Raw genomic sequence first — 24,735 nt, 5'->3', positions numbered from 1 at the left:
CTGAACATTTTTCTCTTGTTTTGCATTTTAGCCTTTACTGCAAAAAAAACACCAGTTTTCTGTATTTAGAAAACTGGTGTTTTTGTTTTTAAACTATAATAAAAAACTTAGTTTTCGCAAGTTTCTAAGTTTTTAACCTGCTCCAAAACAAACTTTTGTTTAATTTTGATTAGTCGATTTCGTTCATTTTTGTGATTTCTTTGGTATAGTCAACGCCTGGAACGTCGAAACCGTTTATCATCAAGAAGTCGTGGCGGAGTCCTTCCATGTCGCAGTATTCGTTTACTGTTTCTTCTGTAACATTTGGCATTGCCTTGTCTACTTCTGCCTGAATTGCAGGATCAAGTTCCCAGTCGTCAATGCGGATTCTGTTTTCTGAATCTACAGGAACTTTTTTATCTGCTGTGTAAAGACGTTCTGCAAAAAGACGTTCCATCTGTTCGATACAGCCTTCGTGTGTTCCTTTTGCCTTCATAATCTTGAACAAAACTCCAAGATACTGTGCGATAATTGGAATTACTGCCGAAGAGCGGGTTACAAGACCTTTGTTTACCGAAACATAAGCAGCGCCGTTCAATTCTTTAAGAGAACTGTCAATGTTGTGGGCGCGGGCTTCCAAATCTTTTTTTGCTTCGCCAATTGTGCCGTCGCGGTAAATCGGATGGCTATATTTTGGTCCAATGTAAGAATAAGCAAGTGTGCGTACACCGTCAGCAAGAACATCCGCTTCTTTTAACTGTTTAATCCAGCGTTCCCAGTCTTCGCCACCCATTACTTTTACAGTATTTGGAATATCATCTCCTTCGGCAGGTTTTACTTCCTGAACTGCAATTTTTCCAGTCATCATATCAAGTGCAGGACCGGTAAAAGTCGAACCGATAGGTTTGATTACAGAGCGGTACATAACCTTTGTGTCTGGGTCTGTGCGAACTGGAGAAGCAAGAGAATAAATAATAAGGTCGAATTTAATTCCCTGTTTTTTTGCTTCGTCAATTACTGCCTGACGACATTCGTCAGAAAAAGCGTCCATATTGAAAGTTTTTGATTTAAGTCCAGCCTTCTGAGCTTCCTTGTCAAAAGTCATATTGTTGTAAAAACCAGGAGTTCCAGCTTTTGTTTCTGTAGCTTCTTTTTCAAAAGAAACACCGATTGTGTCTGCACCGTATTCAAAAGCTGCAGAAATGCGGCTTGCAAGTCCATATCCTGTAGAACAACCAAGAACAAGAACGTTTTTTGGAGCATATCCACCTTCAGCGGCAGTTTTTGTTCCACGTTTTGCTTTCTGAGCAACAGCATAGGCAATCTGATTTCTAGTATCCTGTGCACATCCAAGTGGGTGCGAATTGATACAAATGTTCGAACGAATCATCGGTTTAATAACAGCCATTTTTTTCCCCTAAAAATCGGCACCTCAAATTATAGAGAGCCAAAATACTAATTATTACCATTATGACATTTTTTATGTTTTTGTCAATTTACTTTAGGCAAAACCTACGCCGGGGTGTAAGTGCGCCGAAGGCGTTCTAAAAAACGAAGTTTTTTAGAATGACAACACTGAAACACCGGTTTGACCGTGCGGTGCCGTCCAAAATTCAACTTCTATCAACTCTTTTTTTGTGCTACAATTTTTTGTATGAAAATTACGCCAAATTACACTGTTATTTATAACGACGACGACATTATTGTATTGAACAAACGTTCCGGACTTTTAGTTGCGCAAGACCGCTACGACCCCGACGCTCCTCGCTTAGATTCTGAAGCTGAAAAAGAATTCGGCAGGCTTTACGCTGTCCACAGAATCGACAAAGACACTTCCGGCTGTGTAATTTACGCAAAAAATGCAGATTCACACCGTGCGCTTTCCATGCAGTTTGAAAACCGGACTGTCGAAAAAATCTATCACTGTCTTGTAAACGGACGGCCTCTCTGGCAGACAAAAACCGTAGATTCAAAACTTTTGCCAGATGGAGATTTCCGCCACCGCACGACGATAAATTCACGCTTTGGAAAAACAAGCATTACGGATTTTAAACTGATCGGCATATGCGGACCTTACAGCTGGCTTGAAGCCCGCCCAAAAACTGGCAGAACTCACCAAATTCGCGCTCATTTGCAGTCAATCGGACTTTCAATCGTCTGCGATCCTCTTTATTCCGGAAACCAAAAACCTGTCCGCCTGAGCGACATAAAAAAACGATGGAACGGCGACACAGAAACAGAACGACCTCTTTTAAGCAGACTTGCTCTTCACGCCTACAGTCTTTCGCTCGAACACCCAAAAACCGGCGAACGCATGACTTTTACCGCACCTTACCAAAAAGACATGGAAGCAACACGTAAACAGCTGGCAAGCATTTTTGGAGTTGATCCTTTTAATCAAAAATAAAATGAAAAAAGTTTTAGCGTTAGTTTTAACAATTCCTTTTTTTTCGATTTTTGCCTCAGTTTATGCCGCAGCAGAAATAAAAAAAACAGACTTTTCGCTTTCTATGGAACCGCTGATTGGAATAAAAAACGGTCAAGTAAACGAGTATGTTTTTTTAAGAAAGTCGAACTACGGTTGCGACAAATTAAGTGAATTAAATTGGGAAATCAAAAACGAATTCTATTCTGGACTAAAACTTAACGGCAGTTACAAAAGTGTTTTTCTGGAAGCAGGCTTTACGGCAGGTTTTCCGCTGGAATGCGGGACAATGAAAGATTCTGACTGGCTCAATAATGATCCTGCATCAGTGACAGAAACTTCTGGACACGATTATAAAACAAACTATTCGGAAAGCGACAATTACATCGATTACGACATTTCTGCAAGCTTAAAAACCGGCTATTCATTCAAACTGCCGGAACTAAAAAAAATCAGCGCCAAAATAAGTCCTTTTTTTGAATTTGAATACCAATTATTCAAATTTACGGCAAAAAACGGAACTGGTTGGTACGGAAACGAAACAGACGGTTATTATGCGTCCTGGAACGATGAAGAAAACCACCGGACAATCAAAAATTTTTCTGGCGATGTAATTTCTTATAAACGGCAGAATTTTATTTTTTGGCTCGGAAGTAGCATCGAGTTCAAACTTCCAAAAGATTTTTCGCTCGGAGCAGGAGTTAAATTTTCTCCGTTTGTCTATTCTGAGTCAATCGACTGCCATTATTTAAGGGAGCTTTATTTTTTGGACATTGTTTCGGATTTTTGCAGCCTCTTTAATTGCAATTTCGACACCGAATATAAAATCGATTCAAAAAAATCAATCTGCCTTAACGCAGATTACCTTTATATGAAAACTCTTCGTGGAAAATCGTATTCCAGCGATTCTCAAAAATGGTCTAAAGACAACGAACTAAAAGATTCGGAAAGTGGCGCTGACCAGCACTGCTTTAACATTTCCCTTTCATTTAAATATAAATTTTTCTAAAAATTCACTTCCTAATTTTCTGTATTTTTGTGATATAATAAACCTACAAAAAAAACAAAAATCAGTCTTTACGGAGGCTTTTATGAAAAAAATTATTACAATCAGCCGTGAATACGGTTCCGGTGGAAGACTTATCGGAAAACTCGTTGCAGAATCTTTGGGTTATGATTTTTACGACAAGGAAATTATTGATATGGCCGCTCAGGAAAGCGGACTTTCTCCAGATTTTATTAAAAAAACTGAACAAAATCTTTCTTCAGGATTTTTATACAATCTTCTTTTAGGCTCAAGTTACTCTGGCACAGCAAATGGCGCGTCCTCGATTAACGGAACTCAGATGCTTCCTCTTGCGGATCAGGTTTTTAATGCAGAACGCAAAGTTATTCTCGACCTTGCAAAAAAAGGAAACTGCGTAATTGTCGGACGCTGTGCAGATTACATTCTTAATGCAAGCGATGAAGTTGATTCAAAATCTCTTTTAAACGTTTTTATCTACGGAAATCTAGAAGAAAAACTCAAGAGAATCGAAGACTTGTACAAAGAACCAGAACAGGCAGCAAAAAAGACAATTCAGCAGATTGATAAACGCCGTGCAAATCATTACAACACTTTTACAGAAGCAACCTGGGGCGACCGCAAAAACTACGACATTATGATTAACAGTTCAACAGCAGGAATTGAAGAAACTGCCCGACTGATTTCGGAAATCGCTAAACACCAGTAAGTCAGGCTACAAAAACGCCTTGCCTTGCAAAGACGGATTACGCTATTTTATTGAATTTGTAAAACGTCTTTGCAGGAAATTTGCGGCAAATCTTTTTGTATTACGGGAATGTGATTCTTACGCTCTGAATCCGACGGCGGGTTTGGTCTTCTACCTTGAACAAAACTCCGTCACGACGAATTGTTTCGCCTGCTTCAGGAATTGCATCGAACTGTTCCAAAAGCCAGCCCGCAAGAGTATCGTAATCATCGCTTACAAGTTCAAGTTTTAAAAGTTCATTTACATCGTCAATTTTCATATCGCCAGGAACCAGAAATTCCTTTGAGGTAACAGGAACTATCAAGGTTTCTGGAGGAATATCGGCCTGCTCTCCGTGCACGCTGTGTCCAAAAACTGCGCGCATAATGTCGTCCATCGTTACAATTCCAATATTTGAACCGTTTTCGTCAACAGCAACCGCAAAATTTATGTTTTCCTTTCTGAATTTTTGCAAAAGTTCTGTCGCTGTAATCGTTTCTGGAATAAAAAGAGCTGGACGCATACATCTTACCGCCAGATTTTTAGATTCCTTTATAACTCTTCCTGCCAAAAGCACATTTTTGTAATAAAGAACTCCAAGGACATCTTCAAAAGAACCTCGGCAAACAGGAAGCCTGCTATAACCAGTTTCTGCAAAAATGTCGGCAATTTCAACATACGAAGCATTTTCTGGCACAAACTGAACATGGCTTTTATGACGCATAATGTCGTGAACTTTCAAATCCGTAAATTCAAAAATTTTATACAACATTCGCTTTTCACTGTTTTCCAAAGTTCCTTCGTTTGCACCAACAGCTATCAGCGATTTTAATTCATCTTCAGTTATAAGTTCCCGGCCTTCGTGAATAAACCTTGTGAGAATTTTTGTAATAAAATCCGTAATTTTAGAAAAAAGCCAGACAATCGGAAATAAAAGTTTTTCCAAAAAAATCAGCGGAGAAGCAAAAATACTTGCCGACTGTACTGGATAAGCCGCCGCAACCGTTTTTGGCATAATTTCTCCAAAAACAATCAAAACAAACGAAATAATGATTGTTGCATAAGTCGAACCTGAATTTCCTGCAAGATTAATCGCAATCATTGCGGCAAGACCAGAGGCTAGAGAAGTTACAAAATTGATTCCAATCAAAATCAGCGACAAAAGGCGGTTTGTATCTTTTTTTAAAAATTGAATTTTTTTGGCCGGTGTATTTTTTTTATCGCCTTCTTTTTTTAACATCTGATGCAAGGTTACCCGAGTAATCGACAAAAAAGCAGTCTCGCTCGCAGCAAAAAAAGCAACAATAAAAACCAAGAAAATGTCGGCAAGAATCGGAAGAATTATTTCGATAAAAATTTTCATTATTCTTCGCCTCCAGGAATTCTTTTACAATGAACGCTTGCGATCCTGAGTCTGTCCATTGAACTTACTTCAAAACGATATTCGCCCACTTCGATAAATTCGCCGGGAACAGGAATGTGTCCCAAAACTTCGCAAATGTAACCGCCAATTGTTTCGTTGTCACGACTTTCGAGTTTTAAGTGGAGTTCGTCCGCCAAATCAACAAGCCGCGCGCTTCCGTCGAGCAAATTGTCATCAGGATTTTTTATATGGACAGAAGTCGGGTCTCCTGCCTTTTGAAAATCGTCCGCAATTGCACCAAAAATCTCTCGTTCAATGTCTTCTGTCGTCAAAATTCCGTCAGTTCCAGAATATTCATCAATTACAACAGCAAAACTCTGCTTATTTTTGCGCATCATCTCCTGAATCGAGGACATTTTTGTAGTTCCAGGAATAAAAAGCGGAGGACGCATCAATTTCTCGACAGAAAAATCTTCTTTTGCGCCTCTAAAAAACAGCAAATCCTTTACATAAAGCACACCCAGAATATTGTCAATTCCGTCCTCGGTATAAACCGGAAAACGGCTGATTCGCGTGCGTTCAGAAAGCTGAATTATATCGCGGTAAGAAGCCTTTGTCTCAATTCCAATTACGTCGCAGCGAGGAACCATAATATCGGTAGCATTCAAATCGGTGAACTTAAAAACGCGGTTCATCATATTTTTTTCGCCATTTTCAAGAACGCCTTCTTCACCGCCAACATCAATAAAAGTTTTGATTTCCTCTTCGGTAAAAGTTGCCTGCTTCTTTTTTGTGGAAATTCCAAAAATTTTCAAAAAAAGTCTGGAAATTGAAGTAAAAATTATTACAAAAGGACGAAGAAAATAAAAGAAAAACCAAACAAACCGGCTTAAGAAAAAAGATGATTTTTCTGGATAACGCGTGGTCAGACTTTTCGGGGTAATTTCGCCAAAAATCAAAAGCAAAACAGTCGCAATCGAAGTGGCAATTCCAAGACCAGCCGCTCCAAAAAGTTTTAAAAAAATTGAAGTTAAAACGACGGAAAGCGTAACATTTACAATTTCGTTTCCGACCAAAAGCATATTTAAAAGTTCTTCCTTGCGTTCAAGCAGTTTTCCAGCCCGAATAGCGCGTTTATCGCCTTTTTCACGCAAAAAATGAACACGAAGCTTGTTAAGCCCGAGAAATGCGCTTTCCGAAGCCGAAAAAAGCGAAGAAAGCACAATACAAGTAATCGCAACCAATAAAAGAATAATTAAATTATCCGAGGGGTAGTCGTCCATATTTTTCCTATAAATTTTTCAGTCTGTCAAAAAAACACAAGTCTACAAAGCCGGCTTAGAAAAATAAAAAGCTAGAAAAGCAAACTGTTTTTTTACAAAAAAATATTTTTTAGACAGACCGTTTTTTAACTATTTTAGTTCTCCGCAGAATCTTTAGTTTCCGGCGCATCTGCAGAAGGTTCTGCGCTTTCACCGTATTTTTCTTCCATCATTCGCATCATGCTCAAAATCGACTCTGCGTATTCCGAATCTGGAGCCACATCGTAAGCTTTCTGCAAATAGTCTTTAACTTTTGCAGCGTCGTCCGTTCCGCTCGAAGCAAAAAGGTATGCTGCTGTATAAAAACACTGCTGTTTCTGTTCTGGTTCCAAAAATTTACTCTTTGCAGCCGTTGCAAATTCTTCACTTGCAGCCAGAGGATCCTGGTCAAGATAATGCTGAACAGCGTTTGAATTTGCCAATGCAACGACATAACTTCCAACCATTCCTGTCGAATTTTTTTTGTCGAGTTTAATATAATCCGAGCAAAAATCGGCAAGCAGATAGCGCAATTGAGGGTCCGTTTTTTCAAAAAGACGGTTAATTGCAGCCAGCCTGTCTTCGGTTTTTCCAGAACGAGCCGCAGAAATCGTATTTTCATATTCAGCAATTTCTTCAACAAGCGGATTGTAACCAGCAAAAAAATCTTCCACAGATTCAGGTTTATTTTCAAAAACCATCTGCTTAATTACATAACCTTCTTTTGTCAAAATATAATAAGAAGGAGTTACCTGGATATTGTAAAGTCCAGCATCGCGCATGTTTTCTTCGAGTTTGACCCAAAGTTTAGCCGCCTCGGCTTTTTCTTCTTCAGAAGCTGTCGGTTCGGCAGCGGCCTTGTCAAAAAGCGAATTTGAAAAATCCAAATTAACAAGAACATAATTTTTTGTCATTTCAGAAATAAAACCGTCACGGTTAAAAATCTTTTCTTTGAGTTCAGCACTTGATTTATCCTGATCATCACCCGAAAAAAGCAGGAAGATTTTTTTATTTTCTTTAGAAGCAGCAGCCTTTCCGTCAATCAAATTGTCAACCCAAGTCGACGAATCAATATTTTCAGAAGGCTTACGAACTTGATTTTCATCTTTTTTTGAACATCCAGCAAAAATAACCGAACTCATCAAAAGAACAGTAAAAAGTTTTAAAATTTTTTTCATCTTAAATTCCTAAATTTTAAAATTTGGGGCTTCCCCGCTTACGCGGGTCGGGCTTTCCGTGGCTACGGCATTCGCCTACGGTGGCTGTCAAAGCCAGCCACTTCCACCACTCCAATCCCTAAGCCGAAGGCTTAGGCCGTGTGCTTTAGCAAAAGTCGCAGCGTGCTTAACACGCAAAAATCCCTAAGCCGAAGGCTTAATTAAAATATCTTACACCTGCAGCAAAAATATTTTGACACGAAGAAGAACCATTGTCTTCGCCAGCAATATTTTTAATCAAATCATTGCTAAATCCGCCGATTCCAACAGTTCGTTCAGAGTGTCCCATTTTTCCGAGAACGTGTCCGTCTGGACTTGTAAGGCCTTCAATTGCAAATGCCGAACCGTTTGGATTATCTGGTTCACTCACAGCAGGGATTCCGTTTTCATCACAATACTGTGTAAATACCTGACCGTTTTTGAACATTTTTTCTGCAAATTCTTCAGACATAATAATACGTCCTTCACCGTGGCTTACAGGAACATAGTGCGGACGAGAATCCAAAACGGTTTTGTCCAAAGCCCATGGAGAAGAAGCGCTTACCATTGTCGTTCTAACAACGCGGCTTATATGACGGTGAATATTATTATAAGTAAGTGTCGGATTTTCGGCAGACGGTTCAACGATTTTTCCAAAAGGAACAAGTCCCGTCTTAATCAAAGCTTGGAAACCGTTACAAATTCCAAGAATTAAACCATTTTTCTTTTCAAGATGGTCTGTAATTGCCTGCGCAATATTTGCTTCCCGAATAACGTTTGCAATAAATTTGCCAGAACCGTCAGGTTCATCACCAGCAGAGAAACCACCTGCAAACGCAACAATCTGTGCGGCAGAAATTTCTTTTTGCAATCCAACAAGAGATTCTTCCAGATCTTTAGAAGTTCTGTTGCGGAAAACAAAGATTTTTGAATCTGCTCCAGCCAAATTAAAAGCGCGAGCCATGTCGTATTCGCAGTTTGTGCCAGGGAAAACAGGAACAATTACGCGAGGCTTAGCCTTTTCCTTGTCGAGAACTGTAAAGGCAGAAACTTTTGCGCGGGCTTCTTCGAGAGAAGAATGCTTTTTAACTGCCCATTCAGGAAGTTTTTTTGCAGGCTCTACAGAAGAAACTGGTGGGAATACTTTTGCAAGGGTTTTGTCCCAGGCCCCGTAAAGTTCATCAAGCGAAATTTCTGTAAGCGGAAGAGGATTAAGACCTTCCATTGCAACGCTGATGATTGGATCTTTTTGAGTATTTCCGATTCTAATTACAGTCGTATTTACAAATCCATTGTTTTCAAATTTGTCGTCATCGGTTTCTACGATAATCGAACCATAGAGCGGAGTAAACAAGTCTGCAATCGTATTATTTACATTGCGGTGGAAACCAATTGCAGTAGCGCTCGAAGGAATTGCGGTCAACTGAACACCGATTTTGTTTCCAAAAGCCATTTTTGTAACAGCCTCGGCAATTCCGCCAGCGCAAACAGGATACATTGCAAGCACTTTTCCAGCCTTGTTTGCTTCGTAAAGGGCATCTGAGTTCTTTTTGAAAGTGTCCCAGTCAGGAGCAAGTTCAGCAGAATATGGAACCTGAACCAGATAAATATAACTTCCAGATTTTTTAAATGAACCAGACTGAACGTTCTTTGCTTCATCATGAGCCACAGCAAAAGAAACAAGTGTGTGAGGAACATTCATATTTTCAAAAGTACCAGACATTGAGTCTTTGCCACCAATCGAAGCACAGCCCATTTCGCGCTGAGCATCAACAGAACCTAAAAGTGCAGCGGTTGGATAACCCCAAGTTTTTTCGTCCACGGTGCGTCCAAAGAATTCCTGATAACTCATGCGACTTGTAGTTGCTTTTCCACCAATACAAGTAATTTTTGCAAGGGAAGACAAAACCGCCGTCTGTGCGCCATGCCACGGAGACCATTCGGCAACACGCGGATCGTAACCATAAGACATAAGGCTTACAGTCGAAGTTTCGCGAGGAGAAATTACAGGAATTTTTGCAGACATTGCACATTCTGGAGTTCCCTGATATTTTCCGCCAAATGGGAACAAAACTGTAGAAGAACCAATTGAACCGTCAAAGCGTTCTTGCAAACCACGCTGAGAACAGCAGGCAAGGTCTGCCAGGTCAGCGATAAATGCGTTTTTAATCTGTTCAGTATTCGGCGTATTTTCGCCGCTTTCGCCAGTGGCCGAAGCACAGTTTCCGAGAGCTTTCTGTACGCTTTCGAGAGGCTTTACAAGCGGAGAAGAAGAGTTTTCTGACGGACTTTCAATTTTTGCCTTAGCAAAGTGAGGAGCACCAGCAGAATCAAGGAAAGAACGGTCAATGTCAACAATCGTCTTTCCACGCCACTTCATCGTAAGTTTATTTTTGTCAGTAACAGTTGCAACAACAACAGCATTCAAATTTTCGTCATTACAGAATTTAATGAATTTTTCAACATCGCCGGCACGAACAACAACCGCCATTCTTTCCTGACTTTCAGAAATTGCAAGTTCAGTCCCGTTCAAGCCCTCGTATTTTTTAGGAACAGCATCAAGATTGATGTCGAGGCCAGGAGCAAGTTCACCAACTGCAACAGAAACACCGCCAGCGCCAAAGTCGTTTGAACGGCGAATCATATGGCTTACTTCAGGGTTTCTAAAAAGACGCTGAATTTTTCTCTCTTCAACGGCATTTCCCTTCTGAACTTCCGCAGCCGCGGTCGTAACAGATTTTTCGGTATGAACTTTAGAAGAACCAGTCGCTCCACCAATTCCATCGCGTCCAGTTCCGCCACCAAGAAGAATTACAATATCGCCTGCTTCAGGAGTTTCGCGCATTACAGTTGAATAAGGACTGGCAGCAATTACAGCACCAAGCTCCATGCGTTTTGCCAAAAATCCTGGATGATAAATCTCCGTAACCTGACCAGTTGTCAAACCGATCTGGTTTCCATAAGAAGAAAATCCCTGGGCGGCTTCGCGGCAAAGCTTAAGCTGAGGCAATTTTCCGTGGAGAGTTTCGCTCATTGGAACAGTAGGATCGCCGGCACCAGTTACGCGCATCGACTGATAAACCCAGCTGCGTCCAGAAAGAGGATCGCGGATTGCGCCTCCGATACAAGTTGCAGCGCCACCAAAAGGTTCAATTTCTGTCGGGTGGTTGTGAGTTTCGTTTTTAAACTGCAAAAGCCACTGTTCAACTTCATCTTTTCCGTCTGGATAAGGATTTCCGTCTTTATCTGTCGTATAATGAACATCAATAAAAATTGAACAGGCATTGTTTTCTTCGCTCACTTCCATGTCATCAAGCATTCCGTGCTTGCGAAGATATTTTCCGCCGATTGTAGCCATGTCCATCAATGTAAGAGGCTTATCCTTACGCTTTGCATAAAGATCAGTGTGCAAAGCCTTGTAATTTTCAAGCGACTGCTTAAAAAGTTTTGCATAAGGACCTTTTTCAATTTTTATATCTTTAAGAACAGTATTGAATGTCGTGTGACGGCAGTGGTCAGACCAATAAGTATCAAGAACACGAATCTCTGTTTCTGTCGGATCGCGGTCGATAGATTTAAAATATTTCTGCAAAAACTGAATATCTGGCAAGTCCATAGCAAGACCCATTTTAGAAAGATATTCACTAAGTTCTTTTTTGCCAAACTTGTTAAAGCCCTCAACAACAGGAACATCGCCCGGTTCTGCCGCTTTAATTTCCAAAGTGTCAGGAATTTTTGAATCAGTAAGACGACTGTCTACTGGGTTTACGAGGTAATGCTGAATTTTAGCAACTTCGTCAGCACCAACACTTCCAGACAAAACAACCATTTTTGCGCATCGAACACGCGGAGGAAGAGATCCAACTTTTGCAGAATTCTTCATAGATTCACGCAAAAGAGAAAGACACTGCTCAGCAGAATCAGCACGCTGATCATACTGTCCAGGCAAATATTCCCAGACAATAACCGTGTCTTTTTCATCAATCTTAACTTCTTCATAAGCCACACTGTCGCTCTGAGGCTCAGAAAAAATTCTCAATGCGGCCATCTTAGACACTTCTTCCGAAGTGTTTTCAATGTCGTAGCGGTTAAAGTAACGCACTCCCTTTACAGAGGAAATGCCCAAAAATCCATTGATTTCCGATAAAATGCTCTGAGCTTCACTCTGAAAGCCAGGCTTGCGTTCTACATAAATACGAAACATTCTACTATTTTAATGAGAAAGACCTCTTAATTCAACATCGAAAGTCCTTGTAAAAACTTCAATAAAACGCAAAATCATCTTAAAAAAAAACGCATTTTCCAATTCAATTTATAAGCACAAAAATTTCTTGTTGTCCACAGCCTGTCTTTTCACTAAAATACTGTTATGAATATTCAGGACGCACTAAAATCTTCTCGCAAAATCGTTATAAAAATCGGTTCAAACACACTTGCATTGCCAGACGGAACACAAAACACGCAATTTATGGCTTCATTTGCAAAACAGTGCAAAAATTTAATCGATCAGGGCAAACAGCTCGTCATTGTCTCTTCAGGAGCACAGGTTTCTGGAGTTTCGACACTAAAAGAATGGGCACGCAAAAAAGACCTCCACTTTCGACAGGCACTGTGCGCAATCGGTCAGGTAGAACTTATGGCTCAATGGCGCAAAGCGTTCAACGAACAAGGTCTTCATATCGGTCAAATCCTTTTAACAAAAGAAGATTTTGAAGACAACAATCGCTCACTGAATATCCGCAACACGCTTTTTACACTTGCAGACGAAGGCGTTGTTCCAATTATCAACGAAAATGACTCCGTTTCTACTCTCGAATTTTCAATCGGCGACAACGACAACCTTGCGGCACTCACATCAATTCTCTGGAGCGCCGATCTTCTCATTCTTTTTAGCGACATTGACGGAATTTTTACAGACAATCCAAAAGTAAACAAAAACGCAAAACTCGTAGAAGTCATAAAGTCAATTCCAGAATTGCGGAAAACAATTCACGTTGGCGACGCAAACAGTTTTGGAACAGGCGGAATCGAAACAAAAATTCAGGCAGCCGAAAAAACAACGCTCTACGGAATTCCAATGCTACTGGCAAACGGTGGTAAAGAAAATATTCTGGATAAACTCAACGACGGCACAGAAAAAGGTAGTCTTTTCCTGGCAGAATAAAGAGGAAAATATGGAAAAAATTGCATTTATAGGAATGGGAAACATGGCGCAGGCTTTGACCGGAGGCTTTATAAAATCCGGCAAAATCGAACCAAAAAACATATTTGCCTACGCACCAAACCAACAAAAACTTGCGCAAAATGCAGCAAAATACGGTTTTATTCCCTGCACCTTGTTAAAAGAAGCAGTTTCAAAAGCCGACACGATTTTTATAGCCTGCAAACCATACCAGATAGAAGACGTAATTTCGGAAGTTGGACGGGATTTTGCAAACAAAACTCTCATTTCAATTGCACTCGGCTGGAATTTTCACGCTTTTGAAAAAGTATTTTCAGCCTACACCGAAAAACCACACATCCAGTTTGTCATGCCAAACACACCGGCCATGGTTGACGAAGGAGTATTCCTTTTTGAAAAAACAAATTCGCTCAAACCAGAAGAACGCGCGCAAATCTGGCAGCTTTTTGAAAATCTTGGCACTGTCGAAGAATTACCTGACAATTTAATGGGAATCGGCGGTGCAATAAGCGGTTGTGGACCAGCCTTTGTAGACCTATTTATCGAAGCATACGCAGATGCCGCCGTCAAATACGGAATTCCGCGTGCAACGGCATATAAACTCGTAAGCCAGACAGTTTTAGGTTCGGCAAAATTGCAATTGCAGACAGGCGAACATCCAGCCGTATTAAAAGACAATGTGTGCAGCCCGGCAGGAAGCACAATCCGCGGAGTAACAGCCCTCGAAGAAAACGGACTTCGCAACGCCTGCATAAAATCAATCGATTCAATAATGCAAAAATAAAAATTATTCTCTAAAAAACAAAACCCGGCTTAAAAAATTCCAAAAACAGAATTTAAAAACCGGGTTATTTTTTTTACAGGGCAGTCCAGCAGCAAAGCTGCCGTCGGGCGTGCCTCAGTTCGCTAACGCTCTAAATCCTCGCCGCGCAAATAGCGCGGCTGCGGTTTTCGGCTTCGGCAGGTTCAAACCCGCCATCGCCGCTGCTCTATGCCCTACTGCAAATCATTTTTTGCTAATTCCAGCGGAAACTGGCAAATTTGCCTTAGACTTGATAGCCGAAGTTTCAGTCCATACATAAGGCGGTGTAAATCCTGCATTGTTAACATATGACGCTCCTTCACATTCTTTTACAGTCCATTTTCCTGCTCCAAGACCTTTAGAAGAATTCCAACAACCGACAGTTTTATTTCCGTTAATACCTTCAAAATAAACATTGTCTACATAAACACGGCTTTCTGCACGAACCTCAATTCCAGAAGAATCTCCTAAACCTTTCAAATAACTTGAATAAATATGTGCTTTACCAAATCTGAACAATGGCTGTCGCGCATGGATTTTTTCAAAGTAGTTATTATACATACTCAGACGAACAAGAGAACCTTGTGGCTGTGATGAAACCTTGTCATTTGAACCACCGCACAAACAAGCTTTCCAATGATCGTGGAAGTAACTGTTGGAAACAGAAATAAAACGACTTGTTTCAGAAATATCCAAAAGTCCATCATAGAAATCTTTTGTCCATTTTGCTTCTTCTGTACAATTTTCGCCTTCAAGGTCTACTTCAAATTTGTGTTCAGAAAAGTCAATTGCAGTTCCATCAACTTCAACAGGAGTAAGACTTGAACTGAATTCACAATGGTCAATCCAAACATGTTTTCCGCCTTTAATGCTCATAGCATCGTTTCCAGAACCGCCAAAATAATCTTCCCCAATTACATCGCCAAAATGCAAGTTTTTAACAATTACATTTGAACCAGAAATTTTTACGTTAATGTTTTTAAATCCGTAGTCTTTTCCTGATTCGCCAATCAGAGTTTTATTTGAACCAACATCAAAATGGAAACTTCTGTTTTTAAGAATAAATTTTGCCTCACTTTCTTTTTTTTCGCTTGCAATCAATGATGCGAGTTCTTTATTGTATTCGTCTGTTCCAATCCATTCTGCGGAAGAAATACGCGCACCAATCTTGATAATTGCAGGTTCATTTCCTGAAATTTTTGATTTTTTTGAGAGCAAATCAGCGTATGAAGAAATAGTTATTTCTTCTCCGCCAAATCCACCAGTAATTGTATAAGGTGAGCCAGAATCATCACATACAGTTGCATAGCCTTCAAGTCCAGCAAGTTCAGAAGTCTTGTCAAATGAACTTGGGATAAAATTAGCCTTAACCGTTTTGTCAGAATCAACTTTTACGGTAAATTTTCCGCTTGTATCACTATTTGATCCGCACCAAGAATCAAAAATATATCCTGGTTTTGGCGTTGCGATTACACTAACTTCAGTTCCTTCACTATAACTTTCCTGCTCTGGAAACAATTCGATTGAGCCATAATCTTTATTATTTACAGAAGTTTTTATCTGATAATAATTTACAGACTGACCGCTTCCATTTTTAATCCCCTTTCCAGTAATAGAAATATAATCAAGATTTGGAATCATTCCATCTGAAAGATATTTTCCAGCAACGGACTTACCTGCGTTATTTTCAGCAGCCACCTCATCCTTTTCGCCGTTCGGATATTTTACACCAAAACCTTTTGTTTCATCATATTTTGGAAGTTTCTTTCCTTTTGGAACAGGCAAAAGACAAATTTGGTTGTCGCCCGCTTTTAGCGAAACAGTGATTGTGTTTGACATTTTAAGAGATTTTCCAGTCCAATTGCCATAAAGAATTTCATCATCATCACAGCTTTCGCCATTAATCAAAACATAAGCCGCCTTAATCTGGTATGACCAGCCCCAATGAGCATAACAAATCTGAATCTTAACAACCTGTTCCGTTTCAGAATTAACCGAATAAACTACTTTTCCAGGATTATCCAAATATCCCGAACCCAAATAATCACTTACATTTGCAGTGTTAATTTTTGCCACAGTACCATCCGTTGCAAAAGCACTTACAAAACCACTCGCCTTATCGTTTTCGTTAATTTTTAACGTCGTAGTTCCATCTGCATTTGTTTCGATTGACGGTCCGCTTCCTTCCCCCCCCCCGTCGTTGCTGTCATCGGTTTTACAGCTTATTGCGCTAAACAAGATTGCCGTGCTTGCCAGAATTGCGGCAAGTCTAGTTAATTTTTTCATTCTGTTCCTCCAGATTTGTAAACTTCTCTCCTTTACGATTCACATTCGTTTTTATTCTATTAGGGGATTTTTTAATTGAATATATAAAATTCTATCGGCTTTTTCCAAAATAAAGGCAAAACTAATTCATCTTTCAAAGTAAAAAAATTGTCAAAATTCAATAAAAAACTATAAAAAATTCTTGCCAAAAAAAATGAAAAACATAATAATTTTATTATTAACGTGCACGATGCACGAAATATAAAGAGGCTAAGCATGAAAAACGTAGGTTATTACAATGGAAAGATGGGCTTGCAGGAAGAGATGACGGTTCCTTTCTTGGACCGTGCAATGTTTTTTGGCGACGGTGTGTACGATGCGACATACTGTGCAAACCGCAAAATTTTTGAGACTGATTATCACATTGAGCGTTTTTTTAACAGTCTGCGTCTTACAAGAATTCCTTTCAAAATGTCAAAAGAACAACTGGTCGCAGAACTTCAAAAGTGCATTGATGCCATGGACAGTGACGGAGTATGTTTTGTTTACTGGGAATGTACCCGTGGAACTGCGCCGCGCAATCACCTTTTTCCTGATGTTGAACCAAATCTTCTAATTACAATTTCTGAATCAAAACTTACTGATTTGAGAAAACCTTGCAAACTTATTACAGAAGAAGACACACGCTTTTTCCATTGCAACATAAAAACTTTGAACCTTTTGCCAAGCGTAATGGGAAGCCAGAGAGCTTTTGAAAATGGCGCAAAGGAAGTTGTTTTTCATCGTGGCGAGCGTGTTACAGAATGTGCCCACACAAACGTAAATATTTTAAAAGACGGAAAATTCATTACTCCTCCATTGGATGAACTTATTCTTCCAGGTGTGACCCGCCGTCATTATCTTGAAATTTGTAAAAGGATCGGAGTTCCTTACGAAGAGCGCCCTTTTACACTAGATGAACTTTTTGCCGCAGACGAAGTTTTCATCACTTCGGCAGGAACCTTGGGATTGCCGGCTTACGAAATTGACGGAAAACCAGTTGGAAGAAAGGATCCTGAACTTTTAAAAAGGCTTCAAACTGAGGCTGTTGAAGATTTTTACAAGGAAACTGGCTATAAAGCCGACATTATCTGATTTTTAATTACGACGTTTTTCTTATTTTGGGAGACATCTATGCAAAATTCGACTAAATTGACAGAAACAATTGAAGATATTGTTTTGCGGCATGGCTCACGCGGAATGAACGTGCTTAAAAAAAGTTTGCCGGCTGACTATTCACATAAGGCGGCAGAAATGATTTTATCCTGGCAAAAAGGAAGAACAATTCTTCTGACAACAGGTTTTTATGTCGCCGGATATGCAGAAACAGACGGTCCTGCTGGAACTGTTTTTCTGGCACTTGCGTTAAAAAAACTCGGATTCAATCCTGTAATTGTTACAGATTCCTTTTGCAAAGATTTTTTTGAACTTAAAGGGCTTGAAGTTGCTTATATGCCTTTTGACGCCAACGAAAAATACTGCGCGGCTCTACTTGAAAAATATCAGCCGGTTGGGCTTATTTCTGTTGAACGCTGTGGAGTAAACATCAACGGCAGATACGAAAATATGCGCAGAGAAAGCATTTGTGAATTTACTGCCAGAACGGACATTTTATTCACTCTTGCCTACGGAAAAATTCCGACAATTGGTGTTGGAGACGGCGGAAACGAAATTGGAATGGGAAATGTGGCGGAATTGATAAGTTCAAAACTGAGCCTTGTTCCATGTTCTGTAAAAGTAGACTGCCTTGTAATAGCTTCCGTAAGCAACTGGGGAGCGTATTCAATTGTTGCTTATCTCGATGCTCTTTCTCAAAAAAACGGGCTTTTGCCGGATTTTAAGGAAATCGAGGATTACATCTGCATCACGGTAAAAATCGGAAGTGTGGACGGAGTAAAAAGAGAAAAAATTGTCGGTGTTGACGGATTTGGAATGGACACAGAAAAAGAAATCGTTCTTGCCCTTAAAAACGCAGTCATAAACTATAAAAACGGAGAAAATGATTATGTTGAAAGTTGATTTAAACTGTGATCTTGGAGAAAGTTTTGGAAATTATAAAATCGGACTTGATGAAGAGGTTATAAAATATATTTCCTCTGCAAATATTGCCTGCGGTTTTCATGCCTCAGATCCGCTGGTTATGTCAAAAACTGTTGCTATGGCAAAACTGAACAATGTGGCAGTTGGCGCGCATCCTGGTTTTCCAGATCTTGTAGGATTTGGACGGCGGAATATGAATGTCAGCCCTCTCGAATTAAAAGCGATGGTTCAGTATCAAGTTGGAGCCTTGCATTCTTTTTGTGTTGCAAATAAAATCCCGCTTCAGCATGTAAAACCCCATGGAGCAATGTACAATATGGCGGCAAAAGACGAAAAACTCGCCATTGCAATAGCAGAGGGAATTGCCGAAATTGATGGTTCTTTGATTCTTCTTGGGCTAAGCGGAAGTGAAATGCTAAAAGCCGCCTCAAAAATTGGTTTACGGGCAAAAAAAGAAGTTTTTGCAGACCGCGCTTATGAAGATGACGGAAGCCTTGTTTCCCGCACAAAACCAGGCGCAATGATTCAAGACGAAAATCTTGCAATTGAACGTGTTCTTGAAATGATAAAAAATCACAAAGTAAAGACAATTTCTGGTAAAGAAATAGAAATCGAAGCCGATTCTATCTGCGTGCATGGCGACAGCCCTAAAGCCCTTGAATTTGTAAAAAAAATCCGGAGTTCACTCGAAACTGAGGGAATTAAAGTTGTTGCCATGGGAAAATAATCCTATTTTTTGTCTATCTCAAGAATTGTGTTAAGGAGCACGTTTGCTCCTTTCCAGCACCATTCAACTGGCGAATATTCAAGTTCGCAGTGGCTGTGTCCACCTTTGCTCGGAACAAAAATCATCGTAGTAGGAACAATCTCGCTCAGGTACTGTGCGTCGTGACCGGCTCCAGAGTACATTTTGTGGCTCTTGTAACCAAGTTTTTGAGCCGCATTTTCAACATCATCAACCCATTCCTTGTAGAAAGTTACGGTGTTTCGCGCCCACGCTTCTTTATAGCTCATCGTGCAGTTTGCCCATTCTTTTGGCATAGTTTTTATTATTTCAACACATTTTTTTATTATTTCTGGATTCTGATGACGCACGTCTAAGGTGAATTTTACCTCGTCCGGAATTATCGTGTGAATATTCGGATGACAGCTTATTTTTCCGGTTGTATAAACCAGTTCCTTGTCGCCTATCTTGTCAAATTCTTCGTGAAGGAACAAAAGAGCTTGACTGGCAGCAAAAAGAGCGTCTTTCCGGTAAGGCATTGGGAATGTGCCGGCGTGGTCGGCCTGTCCGTGAAACGTAAATTCATAATTTATCATTCCAACCACTCCTTCAACCACTCCAACGTCGTATCCACCGGCTTCAAGAACTGGCCCCTGCTCAATATGAAGTTCAACAAGAGCTTCTGTTTTTGAAGGTTCAATCCTGTTTTTTTCTTCACCCAAAAATCCGCTCTCCGAAAGAGCCTGTCCAAAAGTTTTTCCAGAATCGTCCTTTGCAACTGAAGCGAACATTTCTTCTTTTTTGAATTTACCGCAGATTATTCCTGAACACATCATCGCAGGTTCATAAAGCGCGCCTTCCTCGTTTGTCCAAACAACAAGCTGAATCGGATGCCTGTGTGGAATTTTTTGAGTGACTATAGTTTCTATCACTTCCATAGCAGTAAGAACGCCAAGAATTCCATCGTAATTTCCACCCTGACGAACTGAATCGCAGTGGCTGCCGGAGATTATGACTTTTGCATCCGGATCTGTTCCTGGAAGAGTGCAGTAAATGTCTCCAAGATCGTCCGTCTTAAAATCAAGGCCAAGCCTTGTCATGCGCAATTTTATCTCATTTCTTGCCTGAATAGCCGCTGGAGAAAGTGAAAATCTTGTAATTCCACCGTGGCCTGTGTCGCCAAAGCCTCCAAAAGTGGTTATTTTCTCTTCCATTCTTTTTATATCACATTCATACATTTGTAGTACCTCTTTTTAGCAGAATTGTCCGGTTTAAAAACCAAACTGGTTTATCATTCATTAGATTTTTCCCTTGAATGTATCTTCAAAGTCCGCCCCGAATCTCCGCCGCATATAATCGATAATTACATCGGCACAGCGTCTGCGTCCCACTCTCGCGCTGTTGAGCGTAAGGTCGTAGTTGACAGGGTTTGTCCAGTAGTTTCCGCCAGAATAAAACTTATAGTACTCGGAACGATACTTGTCCGTATTCTCAATCATTTTTGCGGCTTCTTTTTCATTTACGCCGGTCTTTGTCATAATTGATTCCAGACATTCTTTGCGGGGAGCTTCTATATAAAAACTCGCAACATTGTCAAAATCTTTGAGAATATGGTCGGCGCATTTTCCAATTATTACGCACGACACGTTCTGTGCAAGCTGTTTTATTATTTCAGCCTGAATACAAAAAAGATTTATATCGCTCTCAAAACGCTTGCTTGTAGGCGAAACTTCCTTTGGAAAAGTAAATTTTGCAAGAGCATTGGTTACATAATTTCCACGGAGCTTTTCATCAACTTCAATGAACATTTCCTCGCTTAACCCAGAATATGCCGAAGCCATTTCAAGAATTTGCTTTTCGTAGACGGGAATTCCAAGTTTCTCTCCAATCTGTGTCGCCGTCTGTTTGCCACCAGAACCGAAACCTCTCGCAATTGTAATTACATAATTTTTAGACATTTTTTACCCCCGCCTATACAGAAATATATTTAGCAGAAACTTCATCGGTCAGTTCGTCGATAGAACCTTCCTTTACGCTGCGGCCTTTTTGAATAATCATAAAACGGTCGCCGATTCTGCGCGCAAAGTGAAGATTCTGCTCCACGATAATCAGAGGAATATTCTTCGCCTTTTGATACCGTTTGAGAATGTCTGCAATTCCCATAACAATATTTGGCTGGATTCCTTCGGTCGGCTCATCAAGAATCAGAATTTTAGGATCGCTCATTAGTGCGCGGGCAATTGCAAGCTGCTGCTGTTGTCCGCCAGAAAGCACACCTCCTTTTCTACGCAGATGTGGCGTCAAATCAGGAAAATATTCAAGAATTTCCTTCATCTTTGTTTCAAATTGAACTTTTTTATGTGCCACAGCCCCTAATTGCAGGTTTTCTTTAACTGTAAGCATAGGAATAATTTCACGTCCCTGAGGAACATAGGCAATTCCTTTTTGAGAACGCTCATACGCCCGGCTCTTTGTTATATCGCTTCCGTCAAAATTTATTGAACCGCAATCTACCGGCAAAAGCCCAATTATGCTTTTCATAAATGTTGTCTTTCCAACACCGTTTCTTCCGAGAACCAGAAATGTTTCTGCGCCGTCAATCTTTAGGGAGATTCCGTTCACAACCCGGCTCTTTCCGTAACTTACACATGCGTCTTTTACTTCAAGCATTTTTATTCTCCTCCTGTAGTTTTCTGGCCTGCAACCGCCTCGGTAGAAACACCTGCCTTTTCAAGAAGCTGTGTCTGCATCTGTCTGATGATTTTTTCTTCGGCCGTCGGTTCTTTTTTATCAAGGTCGGCATCGTTTTTAAGATAAACACGGACAACTTCCGGATTATTTGTAATTTCCTCGTAAGTGCCTTCAGCAAGAATCTCGCCATGATTTAAAACAGTGACTTTTTTTGCAATTTGCTTAACAAAATCTATGTCGTGCTCAATTACAAGAATAGTTTTTCCTTTCATAACATTGAGAATCATCTCGCCTGTCTTGTATGTTTCGTCCGCTGTCATTCCCGAAGTCGGCTCGTCAAGAAGAATAACCTTTGGATCCTGTGCCAAAACCATTCCCATCTCAAGCCATTGCCTCTGACCGTGCGAAAGAGAAGAACTTACCATATCCCGGTAATCGTAGAGATTTATCTGCTTTAAGATTCCATTGATTTTTTCAACAATTTGCGGCGTGCGTCTGTAGGTGAATGTTTTTATAAGCGACGAATAACCGCGTAGGGCAACTTCTATGTTCTCAAAGACAGTCATGTTCGCAAAAATATTCGGTCCTTGAAATTTGCGCCCGATTCTGTAAGTTTCGGCGATTTTATAAGGCGGTTCTCCTGTTATATCGTATCCGTCAAGGAGAATCTGTCCCTCTGTCGGTCTTGTCTTACCGGTAATCATATCCATTATTGTGGTTTTTCCGGCACCGTTCGGTCCAATAAGCACGCGAAGTTCGCCTTTTTCAATCTTGAGATTGACTTTATTGACAGCCCTAAATCCTGAAAAAACAACTGAAACATCTCTCAATTCAAGGTATGAAGCCATTGTCATGCCTCCTTCTAAAACTCCGCGTTAGCGGCGAGCTACGGATGGCGAGAATCACAGTTTGAGAAAGCAACGCTTGAGCAAACTGTGATGATAAAAATTACAAGGACGTAATTTTTATCATGCCTCCTGTTTTTGCTGCGAGATTACTTTTGCAATTCGACGGTTATACTGAATATCCTGCAAAGTTCCAATAATTCCCTTTGGCAAAAAATAAACGATAAGAATAAGGACAGCGCCAAGCACAAGCTGCCACATATTGCCAAAACTTTCCGAAAGCTTTGACTGCAAAAAACTTACAAGAAGTGCGCCAGCCATTGCTCCAGTCAAATTTCCACGTCCACCGACAGCAAGCCAAACAAGAACCATAGTCGAAAAACTAACGCCGGCTGCTTCAATAGAAATAAACGACGTCATTGGAAGATAGACCATTCCGGCAAAACCTGCAAAAAACGCTGCTATTGTAAAGACCGCAATCTTAAACACCGCAGGATTGTATCCGAGAAACTGAAGCCGGGCCTCGTTGTCTCGGACAGATTTTATTACGCTGCCAAAACGAGCCTTTGTAATAAGACGGCAAAGAACATAAACTGCCACAAGCGCAACAAGACCGATATAATACCAGCCTGTAATCGTTATAGGTCTGCCGAAAAATTTTATTTTGTCGAGTCCTCCTGCAATTCCGTTGATTCCGGAAGAACCGCCGGTGTACATCTGCTTTGTGGCAAGAAGAAGCTCAAACAAAGCCGCAAGCGCAAGAGTTATAAGATTATAGAAAACACCCTTAATCTTGCTGTAGAAAATAAAAAGTCCAAGAATAAAGGCGACTGCCGCAGGAACCAAAAGTCCCATCAAAAACGCAAACGGAATATTCTGCAAAGGCTTATATAATAGAGGAATCTGTGTTAGTCCGCCAAATTCCATGAATGCAGGAAGCCCGTTCTGGCACGAGAGAGAGATTCCCAATACATATCCGCCAAGCCCAAAAAAGAGCGCAAATCCAAGGTTCATCAATCCGGCATATCCCCAAAGAATATCAAGCGCAAGCGCAAAAATCATATAGGAGATAAATTTTCCGAAAACCAGCTGGCTATACATTGAACTAAAAAGCGGAATAAAAATAAGAAGCGCAAACATTCCGTATGCAATCCACTTTTCAACGCTTACAGATTTTACAGACGACAAGCATGGCGTCTTCAGTTTTTCAATTTTTTCATCAAAACTCATAATTCACCTCACCTATCTTTTTTCCTTTGAAGAAAACAGACCGTTCGGCCGGAAGCGTACAATCACGATTATCACAACAAAAATTAAAAGCTTTGAGACAATCTGGCTCATATATCCCGACATTATTGTGATTGATTCGTTGATTACAAACGAACTGGCAAATGATCCTATTATTGAATTAAGTCCTCCGAGAATTACAACAAGGAATCCGTCAACGTTGAACGCCGGTCCCATTCCAGGAAAAACGCTCTTTATCGGAGCAATCAACGCACCAGAAAAACCTGCAAGAGCAGCACCATAACCGAATGTAAACATATTTATCCGTGCAACATTGATTCCAAGGCACTGCGTCATGTCGCGGTTTTGTGTAATTGCACGGAGTTGCATTCCAAACGAAGTTTTATAAAAAAGAACAAGCGTAAGCGCAAGCACAACCAAGGCCATTAAAATCAAAACAAGGTTGTAATACGGAATAGAAACTCCAAGAACTGTAATCTGTCCACGCAATGGAACTTCCAAAGTCTGGCTTTCCGGTCCAAAAATCATTCGTACAATCTGCTGGATTATGTATTCAAGTGCGAACGTAACAAGCAGGGTTTCGGCAACTTTTCCGTAAAGTTTTTTAATAACCGCCTGCTCAATTATTATTCCGACAATTCCAGTCACGAGGGCTGCAAGAATGCATGCGAGTGCAAACGGAATATGCAAAGCATTAACGCTTATACAGGCCGTATAAGCTCCAATCATTATGAACTCTCCGTGTGCATTGTTGACAACGTCCATCATTCCAAAAATGATTACAAGACCGATTGTCGTAAGAAACAAAACCGATGAGTTACTGATTCCGTTCAATAGCTGTTGTAAGAAAAGGCTCATCTGTGCCTCCTTTTTGTGTTTGTGTT

20 protein-coding genes are annotated in these 24,735 nt (G+C 40.4%); 8 read left to right on the top strand and 12 right to left on the bottom strand.

The window, feature by feature from the left end:
- Positions 1-169: 169 nt before the first annotated feature.
- Positions 170-1,387: an enoyl-ACP reductase FabV gene (gene fabV, locus ACT6XC_RS03750; protein WP_443740844.1), complete on the bottom strand. Its 1,218-nt coding sequence runs from the start codon at positions 1,385-1,387 to the stop codon at positions 170-172.
- Between the two features lie 246 nt (positions 1,388-1,633).
- On the opposite strand from fabV, the gene ACT6XC_RS03745 reads away from it, so the two are divergent.
- From ACT6XC_RS03745 to ACT6XC_RS03735, 3 genes are all read left to right on the top strand, one after another.
- Complete coding sequence (locus ACT6XC_RS03745; protein ID WP_078931564.1) at positions 1,634-2,386, top strand: RluA family pseudouridine synthase; 753 nt, start codon at positions 1,634-1,636, stop codon at positions 2,384-2,386.
- Position 2,387: 1 nt separating this feature from the next.
- Entirely contained in the window at positions 2,388-3,413 is a 1,026-nt protein-coding gene (locus ACT6XC_RS03740; RefSeq protein WP_443740843.1) for an omptin family outer membrane protease, read from the top strand.
- A gap of 82 nt (positions 3,414-3,495) precedes the next feature.
- A complete protein-coding gene (locus tag ACT6XC_RS03735; RefSeq protein ID WP_288516869.1) occupies positions 3,496-4,137 on the top strand; it encodes a cytidylate kinase-like family protein in 642 nt (213 codons plus the stop codon).
- Between the two features lie 100 nt (positions 4,138-4,237).
- Here ACT6XC_RS03735 and ACT6XC_RS03730 read toward each other — a convergent pair whose 3' ends face one another.
- From ACT6XC_RS03730 to ACT6XC_RS03715, 4 genes are all read right to left on the bottom strand, one after another.
- Positions 4,238-5,518 (bottom strand): hemolysin family protein, encoded by a 1,281-nt coding sequence (locus ACT6XC_RS03730; RefSeq protein WP_443740842.1) that lies wholly within the window; start codon positions 5,516-5,518, stop codon positions 4,238-4,240.
- Complete coding sequence (locus ACT6XC_RS03725; protein ID WP_443740841.1) at positions 5,518-6,801, bottom strand: hemolysin family protein; 1,284 nt, start codon at positions 6,799-6,801, stop codon at positions 5,518-5,520. The genes ACT6XC_RS03730 and ACT6XC_RS03725 overlap by 1 nt, the downstream gene beginning before the upstream one ends.
- A gap of 134 nt (positions 6,802-6,935) precedes the next feature.
- Positions 6,936-7,997, bottom strand: a complete 1,062-nt coding sequence (locus tag ACT6XC_RS03720) for a hypothetical protein (RefSeq protein WP_443740840.1) — start codon at positions 7,995-7,997, stop codon at positions 6,936-6,938.
- Between the two features lie 196 nt (positions 7,998-8,193).
- Positions 8,194-12,219, bottom strand: a complete 4,026-nt coding sequence (locus tag ACT6XC_RS03715; protein WP_443740839.1) for a phosphoribosylformylglycinamidine synthase — start codon at positions 12,217-12,219, stop codon at positions 8,194-8,196.
- A 165-nt stretch (positions 12,220-12,384) separates the two neighbouring features.
- Here ACT6XC_RS03715 and proB point away from each other — a divergent pair, with 165 nt between their 5' ends.
- Positions 12,385-13,179 (top strand): glutamate 5-kinase, encoded by a 795-nt coding sequence (proB, locus tag ACT6XC_RS03710; protein ID WP_443740838.1) that lies wholly within the window; start codon positions 12,385-12,387, stop codon positions 13,177-13,179.
- A gap of 10 nt (positions 13,180-13,189) precedes the next feature.
- Positions 13,190-13,981, top strand: a complete 792-nt coding sequence (gene proC, locus ACT6XC_RS03705; RefSeq protein WP_443740837.1) for a pyrroline-5-carboxylate reductase — start codon at positions 13,190-13,192, stop codon at positions 13,979-13,981.
- A 222-nt stretch (positions 13,982-14,203) separates the two neighbouring features.
- Here proC and ACT6XC_RS03700 read toward each other — a convergent pair whose 3' ends face one another.
- Positions 14,204-16,285, bottom strand: a complete 2,082-nt coding sequence (locus ACT6XC_RS03700; protein ID WP_443740836.1) for a pectate lyase family protein — start codon at positions 16,283-16,285, stop codon at positions 14,204-14,206.
- Positions 16,286-16,540: 255 nt separating this feature from the next.
- Here ACT6XC_RS03700 and ACT6XC_RS03695 point away from each other — a divergent pair, with 255 nt between their 5' ends.
- Genes ACT6XC_RS03695 through ACT6XC_RS03685 form a run of 3 tightly spaced genes read left to right on the top strand, consistent with a single transcriptional unit; the run spans position 16,541 to position 19,070 of the window.
- Positions 16,541-17,398, top strand: a complete 858-nt coding sequence (locus ACT6XC_RS03695) for an aminotransferase class IV (protein WP_443737945.1) — start codon at positions 16,541-16,543, stop codon at positions 17,396-17,398.
- Between the two features lie 39 nt (positions 17,399-17,437).
- A complete protein-coding gene (locus tag ACT6XC_RS03690; protein WP_443737946.1) occupies positions 17,438-18,322 on the top strand; it encodes a DUF4392 domain-containing protein in 885 nt (294 codons plus the stop codon).
- Positions 18,309-19,070: a LamB/YcsF family protein gene (locus tag ACT6XC_RS03685; protein WP_443737947.1), complete on the top strand. Its 762-nt coding sequence runs from the start codon at positions 18,309-18,311 to the stop codon at positions 19,068-19,070. Before ACT6XC_RS03690 ends, ACT6XC_RS03685 begins: the two co-directional genes overlap by 14 nt.
- 2 nt (positions 19,071-19,072) lie before the next feature.
- Here the strand turns inward: ACT6XC_RS03685 and ACT6XC_RS03680 are convergent, their stop codons facing one another.
- The 6 genes from ACT6XC_RS03680 to urtB all read right to left on the bottom strand — a co-directional run bounded on the left by ACT6XC_RS03680 (position 19,073) and on the right by urtB (position 24,709).
- Positions 19,073-20,305, bottom strand: coding sequence for a Zn-dependent hydrolase (locus ACT6XC_RS03680; RefSeq protein ID WP_443737948.1), 1,233 nt, complete (start codon positions 20,303-20,305; stop codon positions 19,073-19,075).
- A gap of 60 nt (positions 20,306-20,365) precedes the next feature.
- Complete coding sequence (locus ACT6XC_RS03675) at positions 20,366-21,025, bottom strand: AAA family ATPase (RefSeq protein ID WP_443737949.1); 660 nt, start codon at positions 21,023-21,025, stop codon at positions 20,366-20,368.
- 13 nt (positions 21,026-21,038) lie between these two features.
- On the bottom strand, positions 21,039-21,737 hold the full coding sequence (urtE, locus tag ACT6XC_RS03670) for an urea ABC transporter ATP-binding subunit UrtE (RefSeq protein WP_443737950.1): 699 nt from the start codon (positions 21,735-21,737) through the stop codon (positions 21,039-21,041).
- A gap of 2 nt (positions 21,738-21,739) precedes the next feature.
- Positions 21,740-22,606, bottom strand: a complete 867-nt coding sequence (gene urtD / locus ACT6XC_RS03665) for an urea ABC transporter ATP-binding protein UrtD (protein WP_287395292.1) — start codon at positions 22,604-22,606, stop codon at positions 21,740-21,742.
- A gap of 120 nt (positions 22,607-22,726) precedes the next feature.
- Positions 22,727-23,833, bottom strand: coding sequence for an ABC transporter permease subunit (locus ACT6XC_RS03660; protein WP_443740835.1), 1,107 nt, complete (start codon positions 23,831-23,833; stop codon positions 22,727-22,729).
- Positions 23,834-23,845: 12 nt separating this feature from the next.
- Entirely contained in the window at positions 23,846-24,709 is an 864-nt protein-coding gene (gene urtB / locus ACT6XC_RS03655; protein WP_288516849.1) for an urea ABC transporter permease subunit UrtB, read from the bottom strand.
- Positions 24,710-24,735 lie beyond the last annotated feature (26 nt).

The sequence above is a fragment of the Treponema berlinense genome (assembly GCF_052273165.1).
Taxonomy (GTDB): domain Bacteria; phylum Spirochaetota; class Spirochaetia; order Treponematales; family Treponemataceae; genus Treponema_D; species Treponema_D berlinense_A.
Note: the sequence above shows the minus strand (reverse complement) of the source record. Positions and strands in the feature narration are given on the sequence as shown.

Excerpts from the sequence above, each read along its gene's own strand:
- ACT6XC_RS03740 (WP_443740843.1), top strand. The coding sequence starts at position 2,388 with ATGAAAAAAGTTTTAGCGTTAGTTTTAACAATTCCTTTTTTTTCGATT.
- ACT6XC_RS03700 (WP_443740836.1), bottom strand. The coding sequence starts at position 16,285 with ATGAAAAAATTAACTAGACTTGCCGCAATTCTGGCAAGCACGGCAATC.
- ACT6XC_RS03715 (WP_443740839.1), bottom strand. The coding sequence starts at position 12,219 with ATGTTTCGTATTTATGTAGAACGCAAGCCTGGCTTTCAGAGTGAAGCT.
- ACT6XC_RS03680 (WP_443737948.1), bottom strand. The coding sequence starts at position 20,305 with ATGTATGAATGTGATATAAAAAGAATGGAAGAGAAAATAACCACTTTT.
- ACT6XC_RS03675 (WP_443737949.1), bottom strand. The coding sequence starts at position 21,025 with ATGTCTAAAAATTATGTAATTACAATTGCGAGAGGTTTCGGTTCTGGT.
- ACT6XC_RS03720 (WP_443740840.1), bottom strand. The coding sequence starts at position 7,997 with ATGAAAAAAATTTTAAAACTTTTTACTGTTCTTTTGATGAGTTCGGTT.
- proB (WP_443740838.1), top strand. The coding sequence starts at position 12,385 with ATGAATATTCAGGACGCACTAAAATCTTCTCGCAAAATCGTTATAAAA.
- ACT6XC_RS03725 (WP_443740841.1), bottom strand. The coding sequence starts at position 6,801 with ATGGACGACTACCCCTCGGATAATTTAATTATTCTTTTATTGGTTGCG.
- proC (WP_443740837.1), top strand. The coding sequence starts at position 13,190 with ATGGAAAAAATTGCATTTATAGGAATGGGAAACATGGCGCAGGCTTTG.
- urtD (WP_287395292.1), bottom strand. The coding sequence starts at position 22,606 with ATGGCTTCATACCTTGAATTGAGAGATGTTTCAGTTGTTTTTTCAGGA.
- ACT6XC_RS03695 (WP_443737945.1), top strand. The coding sequence starts at position 16,541 with ATGAAAAACGTAGGTTATTACAATGGAAAGATGGGCTTGCAGGAAGAG.
- urtB (WP_288516849.1), bottom strand. The coding sequence starts at position 24,709 with ATGAGCCTTTTCTTACAACAGCTATTGAACGGAATCAGTAACTCATCG.
- ACT6XC_RS03685 (WP_443737947.1), top strand. The coding sequence starts at position 18,309 with ATGTTGAAAGTTGATTTAAACTGTGATCTTGGAGAAAGTTTTGGAAAT.
- fabV (WP_443740844.1), bottom strand. The coding sequence starts at position 1,387 with ATGGCTGTTATTAAACCGATGATTCGTTCGAACATTTGTATCAATTCG.
- ACT6XC_RS03660 (WP_443740835.1), bottom strand. The coding sequence starts at position 23,833 with ATGAGTTTTGATGAAAAAATTGAAAAACTGAAGACGCCATGCTTGTCG.
- ACT6XC_RS03745 (WP_078931564.1), top strand. The coding sequence starts at position 1,634 with ATGAAAATTACGCCAAATTACACTGTTATTTATAACGACGACGACATT.
- ACT6XC_RS03735 (WP_288516869.1), top strand. The coding sequence starts at position 3,496 with ATGAAAAAAATTATTACAATCAGCCGTGAATACGGTTCCGGTGGAAGA.
- ACT6XC_RS03690 (WP_443737946.1), top strand. The coding sequence starts at position 17,438 with ATGCAAAATTCGACTAAATTGACAGAAACAATTGAAGATATTGTTTTG.
- urtE (WP_443737950.1), bottom strand. The coding sequence starts at position 21,737 with ATGCTTGAAGTAAAAGACGCATGTGTAAGTTACGGAAAGAGCCGGGTT.
- ACT6XC_RS03730 (WP_443740842.1), bottom strand. The coding sequence starts at position 5,518 with ATGAAAATTTTTATCGAAATAATTCTTCCGATTCTTGCCGACATTTTC.